The organism is Klebsiella sp. CN_Kp106 (genome assembly GCF_040064575.1).
Classification (GTDB): Bacteria; Pseudomonadota; Gammaproteobacteria; order Enterobacterales; family Enterobacteriaceae; genus Klebsiella; species Klebsiella michiganensis.
The window spans coordinates 134,675-144,074 of record NZ_JBEAIG010000044.1 but is presented as its reverse complement, the minus strand read 5'-3'; the positions used below and the strand labels follow the sequence as shown (position 1 = coordinate 144,074).

Here is a 9,400-nt window from a genome sequence, read left to right as displayed (position 1 = left end):
ACCCGCTGATTGGCTCGGCCGGGGTGTCGGCGGTGCCGATGGCGGCCAGGGTGTCAAACAAAGTGGGTCTGGAGTCGGACGCGCAGAACTTCCTGCTGATGCACGCGATGGGCCCGAACGTGGCGGGGGTGATTGGCTCGGCGATTGCTGCCGGGGTGATGCTCAAGTACGTGCTGGCGATGTAAATCGTTACCTTTCCCGGAGGCGGCGCGCTGCGCCTGTCCGGGCTACCGGATCGCAGACGGCTGTAAACCCGTAGCCCGGGTAAGGCGTCAGCCGCGACCCGGGAAATATCCCGGAGGCGGGAGCCGCAGACGGTGGTGAATCCGTAGCCCGGTCAGCGCAGCGCCACCGGGAGATTTCCTATAAGGAGGCTTTGATGAATGAAACCATAACATTACGCCCCGAAAGCAGGGCATCGACAAAAGATGTCATTATCGATTACATGCTGGCATCAGTAGATGAAGTTGAACAACTGCAGCCCGCGCTTAACCTGTTAGCGCAACCATCAGTTGCCCGCGGAGGCCATGATTTTTTTGTCCATTGCTATGAGGCGGGTACGCAAAATAAAGCAGCTGAAACAGAACCGGCGCTACCTGATACGGTATTTCGGGACTCCACGCCGTGGATGCAAAGAAGTGGGCTGCTGTGTGCCGCAGCGGGTCGCCTGAACGCCCTGGGCCAGCCGCTGACGCACAATCGTCTATGCGATCTGGCCGGTCAGTATTGCGCCAGCGTGGCGGATGCTGATGCCGAAACCCGCAGCGGTTTTTATACCGTACGCAGCATATCGCTGCCGGTTTACCGGCGGCTGCTGCGGGATAAGCATCCTTCTGGCATCTGTCTGCAGCAGGCGCTGCTGCACCTGCTGGCCTGGAAGAGCGATTCCCCCTGGGCCCGGCAGCAGGCTCAACGGTTGCTCTGGCAGGGCGGCGTTCTGGGGGATAAAGGCGAGTTTGCGCTCATGACGCTGGATGACGAGCTGCGGGAGCGCCAGTTTGCGTGGCCTGACCTGCGGTCGCTGCTGGCCATAACCGGGTTTCTGGCGACATTCCCGGCCGGGCCGCTATTTGCTGATTGAAAGGTGCTCCCCCTGCGGGGGAGCCTGTTAATTGGTTGCCGGATATTCCTGTACGGCGATATGCAGCGTGATTTTTTTATCGTCGCGCATAATCACCACCGGAATTTCCGAACCCGGACGAATCTCTGCGACCTGATCCATGGTTTCGAGGGCGGAAACGGCGGGCTTGTCGTTAACGGAAATAATCACGTCGTTGGCGCGGATACCCGCCTGGGCGGCCGGGCCTTCCGGCGCTACATCATTCACCACAATCCCCTGCAGCTGATCGATACCGCCGCCGCCCTGCGCATGCATCGGCGCAATTTCGCGGCCGCTGATCCCTATATAGCCGCGAATCACGCGGCCATCGCGGATCAGCTTATCCATAATCTTGGTTGCCAGCTGGAAGGGGATCGCAAAGCCGATGCCCTCCGGCGTTTCGCCGTCGTTGCTTTTATCAAATGACAGGGTGTTGATACCCATAAGCTCGCCCAGCGAGTTCACCAGCGCGCCGCCTGAGTTACCGTGGTTGATCGACGCGTCGGTCTGCAGGAAGTTCTGGCGCCCGGTGGGGTTCAGGCCGATACGGCCGGTGGCGCTGATAATGCCCTGGGTAATGGTTTGCCCGAGGTTGTACGGGTTGCCAATCGCCAGCACGACGTCACCGATATGCGGCACGCGTTTCGGATTAATCGGAATGACCGGCAGGCCGCCGCTGGCGTTGATTTTTAATACCGCCAGATCGGTGAGGGTATCGGAGCCGACCAGCAGTGCTTCAAAGACCCGTCCATCCTGCAGAGCAACAATAATCTGGTCGGCATCGTTGATAACGTGCTTATTGGTCAGGATATAGCCGCGCTGATCCATGATCACGCCGGAACCGAGCGTTAGCTGGTTATGGCTGGTGCTGTTGAGGGCGCGGTTATAGACGTTCACGACCGCTGGGGCGGCGCGGCGAACGGCGGAATTATAGCTGGCGGGGGATTCATCCGCGCTATCGTACTGCGTGGTCGGCGAAAGCTGCCACTGGCGCAGCGAAGGCATAACGGCCAGCAGCAGGCCGCCGACAATCAAACCGATAAGTATCGAACGTAAAAACTTTCCAGGCATGATGCAGATATCGTTGATGGATAGACAGGCGCAGCATAACACGTCTTGTCCGGACATCGCACTGCACGCGATGCCCGGAAGGCGAGTTAACGCAGCAGCAGATAGATGCTTTCGCTGCCGCGAATGACGTTCAGCGCAATCACCGTCGGTTTGCTTTCGAGCACTTTGCGCAGTTCGGCAATGGAGCGCACGCGCTCGCGGTTGAGGCCAATAATGATATCGTCTTTATGCAGGCCCGCCTGCGCGGCCGGGCTGCCTTTATCGACATTATCAATGACGATGCCTTTGGTTCCGTCTTTCATCTGACCGTCGCTTAACGATGCGCCCTGCAGGGCCGGTGCGATAAGCTCGGCGCTGGCGGAAGAAGAGGTGCTCTTGTCCAGAGTGACTTCCACTTCAACGGGTTTTCCTTCGCGCAAGAGTCCTAGCTTCACTTTGGTGCCCGGCTCGGTCGTGGCGATGCGTGAACGCAGTTCGGCGAAGCTATTGAGCGGTTTACCGTTGAGGCTGACGATAACGTCGCCAGATTTAATTCCCGCTTTGGCCGATCCGGAGTTTGGCAGGACCTCGCTGACGAACGCGCCGCGCTGGACGTCAAGGTTCATCGCTTTGGCGATATCCGCGCTCATTTCCATACCTTTAATACCCAGCAGGCCGCGTTTGATTTCACCAAACTGAATAAGCTGCTGGGAGAGGATTTTCGCCATATTGCTGGGGATCGCGAAGCCAATGCCGACGCTGCCGCCGCCCGGGGCCAGAATAGCGGTATTGATACCAATCAGCTCGCCGTTGAGGTTCAGCAGCGCGCCGCCGGAGTTGCCGCGGTTGATTGAGGCATCAGTCTGGATAAAGTTCTCCAGCCCCTCAAGGTTCAGGCCGCTGCGGCCAAGGGCTGAAATAATCCCTGAAGTGGCGGTCTGGCCCAGGCCAAACGGGTTACCGACGGCGACGGCGAAGTCGCCCACCCGCAGTTTATCTGAGTCGGCGATCGCGATTTGCGTCAGGTTGCTGGGTTTTTGCAACTGCAGCAGGGCGATATCGCTCTGCTCGTCGCTGCCGACCAGTTTGGCATCGAACTCACGCCCGTCGTTGAGCTGGACGCTGATTTTCTGGGCCTGATTAATGACGTGATTATTGGTCAGCACGTAGCCTTTTGCAGCGTCAATAATGACCCCTGAGCCCAGGCCTTCAAAAGGCTGCGCCTGCTCTTGCGGCGCGTTGTCGCCAAAGTACTTCTTCAGCTCTTCCGGCATATTTTGCGCGGGTGACGCGGTACCCTCAACCTGTACGCTCACTACCGCCGGCAACACTTTCTCCAGCATCGGCGCGAGGCTTGGCAACGCGCCCTGGCCGGGAACCTGTGTCGGTAAAGACGCTGCTGCCGGAGGTAAGGCGGACAACGACAACCCAATGCTTAACGCTAACGCACTCAACAGCAAAGTCGGTTTATTCATTAGTTGCTGGCTCTCGTAACCTAAGGTGTATGGTAAACGTCCCGAATGGCCTGATGTTATTGAATTTTCGACCCGGTAACAACGTGGGCAATCGTTAAATTGTAGCTGGGATGGAAGGTGGAAACGGGCGCAGAGGGGGCGCCCGGAAAATATTTTTACTGTCGTTGCCGGTTTAGTCGCGCTTTACGCCGCCGCGCAGCAGACCGGATGCGCCTTCAGAGTAGTCGCGCGGCATCTGGACCGGAGCCTGATCGTTGCCCGCTTCGGACTCTTCCAGACGATTGCGGAACGGGTTGGCGTCCGCCATGCTGTCCGGCAGCAGGTTGTTGGAGCTTTTCGCCATATGCTGATACAGCTGGCGGTAATCATGCGCCATGTTATCCAGCAGCTCTGCGCTCCGGGCAAAATGGCTCACCAGCTCTTCGCGGTACTCTTCCAGCTCTGCTTTATTCTTTTCCAGTTCGAACTGCAGCGCCTGCTGTTGGCGTAATTTGCGATTGCCAAAACGCATCGCGACGGCGCCGATAATGATGCCGACAACTAGCCCAATTAGCGCGTATTCCCAGGTCATGAACATCTCCCGTTGTTTTGTGGTTCCGTAGGGTGGCTGTGAGGCTCTCCGCCTGCGCCCGATAGTGCCACTATAACCGCTAATTCCACAGAAGTGGAATCCTGGCGTATCATCACGTAGTGTAGAGCGGCCTTTTTTTCGTCAATCGTGAGCTACGGCATTACGGTTTTCAAGGAATAACAATTAGATCATGCAAAGCCTGTCCCCAACATCGCGTTACCTTTCCTCTCTCAAGGAGGGGAGCCATCAACCTGACGACGTCCAGCGAGAAGCGGTCAGCCGCCTCGATACGATTTATCAAGAACTGCAGAATAAACCTTCGGCCGCGCCGCAAACCGGCGGCGGTCTGCGGGCCAAATTCGGCAAACTGCTGGGCAAGCGCGAACCCGTTGCCGAAACGGCTGCCGTTCGCGGCCTCTATATGTGGGGCGGCGTCGGCAGAGGAAAAACCTGGTTGATGGATCTGTTCTATCAAAGTTTGCCGGGAGAACGTAAACAACGTCTGCACTTTCATCGCTTTATGCTGCGGGTTCATGAAGAGTTAACGTCGCTGCAGGGGCACAGCGATCCGCTGGAAATCGTCGCGGATCGCTTTAAAGCTGAAACCGATGTGCTCTGCTTCGATGAGTTTTTCGTTTCTGATATTACCGATGCAATGCTGCTGGGCGGCCTGATGAAAGCGCTGTTTGCCCGCGGCATAACCCTGGTGGCGACGTCGAATATTCCGCCTGACGAGCTGTACCGCAACGGCCTTCAGCGCGCTCGTTTCCTGCCCGCCATCGACGCCATTAAACAGCATTGCGATGTGATGAACGTCGACGCCGGTATTGATTACCGCCTGCGCACGCTAACCCAGGCGCATTTGTGGCTGTCGCCGCTGAACGCTGAGACGCAGCAGCAGATGGATAAACTGTGGCTGGCGCTAGCGGGGGCGAAGCGCGAGCAGATGCCAACGCTGGAGATCAACCATCGCCCGCTGCCGACGCTGGGCGTTGAGAACCAGACGCTGGCGGCTTCCTTCGCCACGCTGTGCGTGGATGCGCGTAGCCAGCACGACTATATTGCGCTCTCGCGTCTGTTTCATACCGTGATGCTCTTTGATGTGCCGGTGATGACCGGGCTGATGGAGAGCGAGGCGCGGCGCTTTATCGCCCTGGTCGATGAGTTCTATGAGCGCCACGTCAAGCTGGTGGTCAGCGCGGCGGTACCGCTGTATGAGATCTATCAGGGCGAGAGATTAAAATTCGAGTTCCAGCGCTGTTTATCGCGCCTGCAGGAGATGCAAAGTGAGGAGTATCTGAAGCGGGAACACCTGGCGGGGTAAAACCGGGGACAAATCACATAAAGGGGTCGATCTTTGACCCCGACTTCTCTATAATCTTGCGACCCCACGTTACGAGAAGGTTTTTTTCCCAAAACTTTCTATGTGCCGGCATAGGCTATTCGAAGGGGTAGGTTTGCTGGACAATGTCGTGTGAACCTCAACTGACTAAACGTTTGGGTGTTCACCAACGTGTAACTTATTTATTTGGGTAAGCTTTTAATGAAAACTTTTACAGCTAAACCAGAAACCGTAAAACGCGACTGGTATGTTGTTGACGCGACCGGTAAAACTCTGGGCCGTCTGGCTTCCGAACTGGCTCTGCGCCTGCGCGGCAAGCATAAAGCGGAATACACTCCGCACGTTGATACCGGTGATTACATCATCGTTCTGAACGCAGAAAAAGTTGCTGTAACCGGCAACAAGCGCGAAGACAAAATGTACTACCACCACACCGGCCACATCGGTGGTATCAAAGAAGCGACCTTTGAAGAGATGATTGCCCGCCGTCCTGAGCGTGTGATTGAAATCGCGGTTAAAGGCATGCTGCCAAAAGGCCCGCTGGGTCGTGCTATGTACCGTAAGCTGAAAGTTTACGCGGGTAACGAGCACAACCACGCGGCACAGCAACCGCAAGTTCTTGACATCTAATCGGGATTATAGGCAATGGCTGAAAATCAATACTACGGCACCGGTCGCCGCAAAAGTTCCGCAGCTCGCGTTTTCATCAAACCGGGCAACGGTAAAATCGTTATCAACCAGCGTTCTCTGGAACAGTACTTCGGTCGTGAAACTGCCCGCATGGTAGTTCGTCAGCCGCTGGAACTGGTCGACATGGTTGAGAAATTAGATCTGTACATCACCGTTAAAGGTGGTGGTATCTCTGGTCAGGCTGGTGCGATCCGTCACGGTATCACCCGCGCTCTGATGGAGTACGATGAGTCCCTGCGTGGCGAACTGCGTAAAGCTGGCTTCGTTACTCGTGATGCTCGTCAGGTTGAACGTAAGAAAGTCGGCCTGCGTAAAGCACGTCGTCGTCCGCAGTTCTCCAAACGTTAATTGTTTTCTGCTCACGCAGAACAATTTGCGAAAAAACCCGCTTCGGCGGGTTTTTTTATGGATAAATTTGCCATTTTCCCTCTACAAACGCCCCATTATTACCACTTTTTCAGCATTTCCAGAATCCCCTCACCACAACGTCTTCAAAATCTGGTAAACTATCATCCAATTTTCTGCCCAAATGCAGGTGATTGTTCATTTTTTGTTTGGATGACGAACGAAATGAAGTCACGCAAATGGGGTTTTTACATCTGGCTGGCCATGCGTGGTCGGCAGCAGTACAAAAATTCTGAATATACCTGGAGGTTTTCATGGCTGTCGCTGCCAACAAACGTTCGGTAATGACGCTGTTTTCTGGTCCTACTGACATCTATAGCCATCAGGTCCGCATCGTGCTGGCCGAAAAAGGTGTTAGTTTTGAGATAGAGCACGTGGAGAAGGACAACCCGCCTCAGGATCTGATTGACCTCAACCCGAATCAAAGCGTACCGACGCTTGTGGATCGTGAGCTCACTCTGTGGGAATCTCGCATCATTATGGAATACCTGGATGAGCGTTTCCCGCATCCGCCGCTAATGCCGGTTTATCCGGTGGCGCGTGGGGAAAGCCGTCTGTACATGCACCGTATCGAAAAGGACTGGTATTCGTTGATGAATACCATTCAGACCGGTACCGCTGCGCAGGCTGATACTGCGCGTAAGCAGCTGCGTGAAGAACTGCAGGCGATTGCGCCAGTATTCACCCAGAAGCCCTACTTCCTGAGCGATGAGTTCAGCCTGGTAGACTGCTACCTGGCACCGCTGCTGTGGCGTCTGCCGGTTCTCGGCGTAGAGCTGGTCGGTGCTGGCGCGAAAGAGCTTAAAGGCTATATGACTCGCGTGTTTGAGCGCGACTCTTTCCTCGCTTCTTTAACTGAAGCCGAACGTGAAATGCGTCTCGGTCGGGGCTAAATGATGGATGTATCACAGCTGACGCCGCGTCGCCCGTACCTGTTACGAGCGTTCTATGAGTGGCTGCTGGATAACCAGCTGACTCCGCATCTGGTCGTTGACGTCACTCTGCCGGGCGTAATGGTCCCGATGGAGTACGCTCGCGATGGGCAAATTGTTCTCAATATTGCCCCACGTGCTGTCGGTAACCTCGAGCTGGCCAACGACGAAGTGCGTTTTAACGCGCGCTTTGGTGGCGTGCCGCGCAATGTCTCCGTGCCGATGGCGGCCGTGCTGGCGGTTTACGCGCGCGAGAATGGTGCGGGAACCATGTTCGAACCAGAAGCGGCTTATGATGAAGATGTCACTAGCCTGAACGATGACGAAGAGCTGCCTGACAGCGAAACGGTCATGTCGGTGATCGATGGCGATAAGCCGGATAATCACGACGACGATCCCGACGATACGCCGCCTCCTCGCGGCGGGCGTCCGGCGCTGCGCGTAGTGAAGTAATATCAATAACAGGCCCTGCGGGGCCTGATTCTTATATGAATTCATATGTGATTCAGACAGCATTCCCTATCCCGAGCGAAGCATGCCATAAACATGCTTCGCTTTTTTAATTTTATAACTTTACTGCTAGCGTCGACTCTCTTCTCCTTCAGGGCAAAGTGTGTTTCTGCGGCGGGCTGGGCCTGCACAGATTATTTTGCTGTGCCCTATGGTCATCCAGCACAGGAGATAGGGTATCTTAGATGAAATGTGAATATGAATTCATATTTCTCTGGGTTCATTTTTTTGAATTTAATTAAGGTGCTTCTATGATAGATATGTATTAGTATTTTACTATTGATGCTGTTTATTTATAAAGAACAGATTAATTAACTGACCTGTGTTTTATTTAACTTACCTGCAGTTTTTTGCTATCTCCTTGTAAATATTGAAAGTTTTGGTTTTTAAAATTTTGTGGTTATTTTTTCTTGAGATTAGTCGTTCAATTAAGTAGATTAGCCGGCGGTGAAAGGGGGCTCTTTCATCATTACTTCCAATAACTAATTCTTTTCTCGATAACTATTGCCGGGATGATTAGTGATAATGATTTAATTGGATAAAGGATATGCCGATATTTTAACTGATATCGGTCGTACTATACATTAAGGAAAATTGATATGTTCTCTAAAAAGTCGCTTTCTGCGCTGTGCGTTTGCGCTGCTATTGTTTCTGCTGCGGGCGCCAATGCCGCCACGGATGCCAATCTTACGGTAAAAGGAACCTTTACTCCGGGAGCATGTACTCCGGAACTAAGCAATAGTGGCATCGTTGATTATGGCTCCATGAGCAACTCAGTTCTTGAGAAGACAAGTAGCGATAATTCTTTAGTTCAGCTGGGTAAAAAAAACATTACTTTAACGGTAAGCTGCGATGCGGCGACCAGCGTAGGTATTATTGCGCAGGATAACCGTGCGAGTTCTAAAGTCACGCTTTCAAATTCGGCCTATATTGCAGACTATGTACCGGGTCAGAATATGTCGAACAGTAATGCAGTATTTGGCCTCGGCACAGTTAACAACGTGAACATTGGTGCTTACACCGTTACGGCAACGAAGGGGGGATCAACCGCCGATGGCGCAGCAGTGGATATGATAGTGAAAGATACGGATATAGCAGGTTCCGGATGGAGGAGTGCGAACGGTGGCGGGTTATATTATCCTGATAGTACCCGTATCGTTACCGTCGCTGAAATCGGCAAAACCACCCCAATGCTGTTTAAAGATTTAGTTATGCCGCTGGATATTGTTTCTGCCGTTCAGGATAATAGTATTTTGGGTTCTGGAGCGAAAATTGAGCTGGATGGTAATGCCACGCTGAGCCTTGTTTATCTTTAATATTTATATT

General features: G+C 53.9%; 11 protein-coding genes. 8 read left to right on the top strand and 3 right to left on the bottom strand.

All coding sequences use genetic code 11. The features are described from left to right. Nucleotides 1-185: sodium ion-translocating decarboxylase subunit beta (locus tag ABLU96_RS12260; RefSeq protein WP_031614686.1), on the top strand; the 185-nt coding region annotated here is incomplete at its 5' end. A 194-nt stretch (nt 186-379) separates the two neighbouring features. Next, on the top strand, nt 380-1,081 hold the full coding sequence (locus ABLU96_RS12255) for a membrane protein associated with oxaloacetate decarboxylase (RefSeq protein WP_032751489.1): 702 nt from the start codon (nt 380-382) through the stop codon (nt 1,079-1,081). A 27-nt stretch (nt 1,082-1,108) separates the two neighbouring features. Here the strand turns inward: ABLU96_RS12255 and degS are convergent, their stop codons facing one another. The 3 genes from degS to zapG form a co-directional block, all read right to left on the bottom strand. After that, on the bottom strand, nt 1,109-2,170 hold the full coding sequence (degS, locus tag ABLU96_RS12250; protein WP_009651894.1) for an outer membrane-stress sensor serine endopeptidase DegS: 1,062 nt from the start codon (nt 2,168-2,170) through the stop codon (nt 1,109-1,111). 86 nt (nt 2,171-2,256) lie between these two features. Continuing rightward, nucleotides 2,257-3,624: a serine endoprotease DegQ gene (gene degQ / locus ABLU96_RS12245; protein ID WP_014226999.1), complete on the bottom strand. Its 1,368-nt coding sequence runs from the start codon at nt 3,622-3,624 to the stop codon at nt 2,257-2,259. 172 nt (nt 3,625-3,796) lie between these two features. Continuing rightward, nucleotides 3,797-4,195 (bottom strand): Z-ring associated protein ZapG, encoded by a 399-nt coding sequence (zapG, locus tag ABLU96_RS12240; RefSeq protein WP_004854637.1) that lies wholly within the window; start codon nt 4,193-4,195, stop codon nt 3,797-3,799. A 190-nt stretch (nt 4,196-4,385) separates the two neighbouring features. Here zapG and zapE point away from each other — a divergent pair, with 190 nt between their 5' ends. The 6 genes from zapE (at nt 4,386) to ABLU96_RS12210 (ending at nt 9,390) form a co-directional block, all read left to right on the top strand. Then, nucleotides 4,386-5,519: a cell division protein ZapE gene (gene zapE / locus ABLU96_RS12235; protein ID WP_049079690.1), complete on the top strand. Its 1,134-nt coding sequence runs from the start codon at nt 4,386-4,388 to the stop codon at nt 5,517-5,519. A gap of 219 nt (nt 5,520-5,738) precedes the next feature. Further along, on the top strand, nt 5,739-6,167 hold the full coding sequence (rplM, locus tag ABLU96_RS12230) for a 50S ribosomal protein L13 (protein WP_004106200.1): 429 nt from the start codon (nt 5,739-5,741) through the stop codon (nt 6,165-6,167). Between the two features lie 15 nt (nt 6,168-6,182). Further along, complete coding sequence (gene rpsI, locus ABLU96_RS12225) at nt 6,183-6,575, top strand: 30S ribosomal protein S9 (RefSeq protein WP_000829815.1); 393 nt, start codon at nt 6,183-6,185, stop codon at nt 6,573-6,575. Between the two features lie 311 nt (nt 6,576-6,886). After that, nucleotides 6,887-7,525, top strand: coding sequence for a stringent starvation protein SspA (gene sspA, locus ABLU96_RS12220; RefSeq protein ID WP_014226997.1), 639 nt, complete (start codon nt 6,887-6,889; stop codon nt 7,523-7,525). A 3-nt stretch (nt 7,526-7,528) separates the two neighbouring features. Then, nucleotides 7,529-8,017, top strand: coding sequence for a ClpXP protease specificity-enhancing factor (gene sspB / locus ABLU96_RS12215; RefSeq protein ID WP_014226996.1), 489 nt, complete (start codon nt 7,529-7,531; stop codon nt 8,015-8,017). A gap of 656 nt (nt 8,018-8,673) precedes the next feature. Then, on the top strand, nt 8,674-9,390 hold the full coding sequence (locus ABLU96_RS12210; RefSeq protein ID WP_064404335.1) for a DUF1120 domain-containing protein: 717 nt from the start codon (nt 8,674-8,676) through the stop codon (nt 9,388-9,390). The last annotated feature ends 10 nt before the right edge of the window (nt 9,391-9,400 follow it).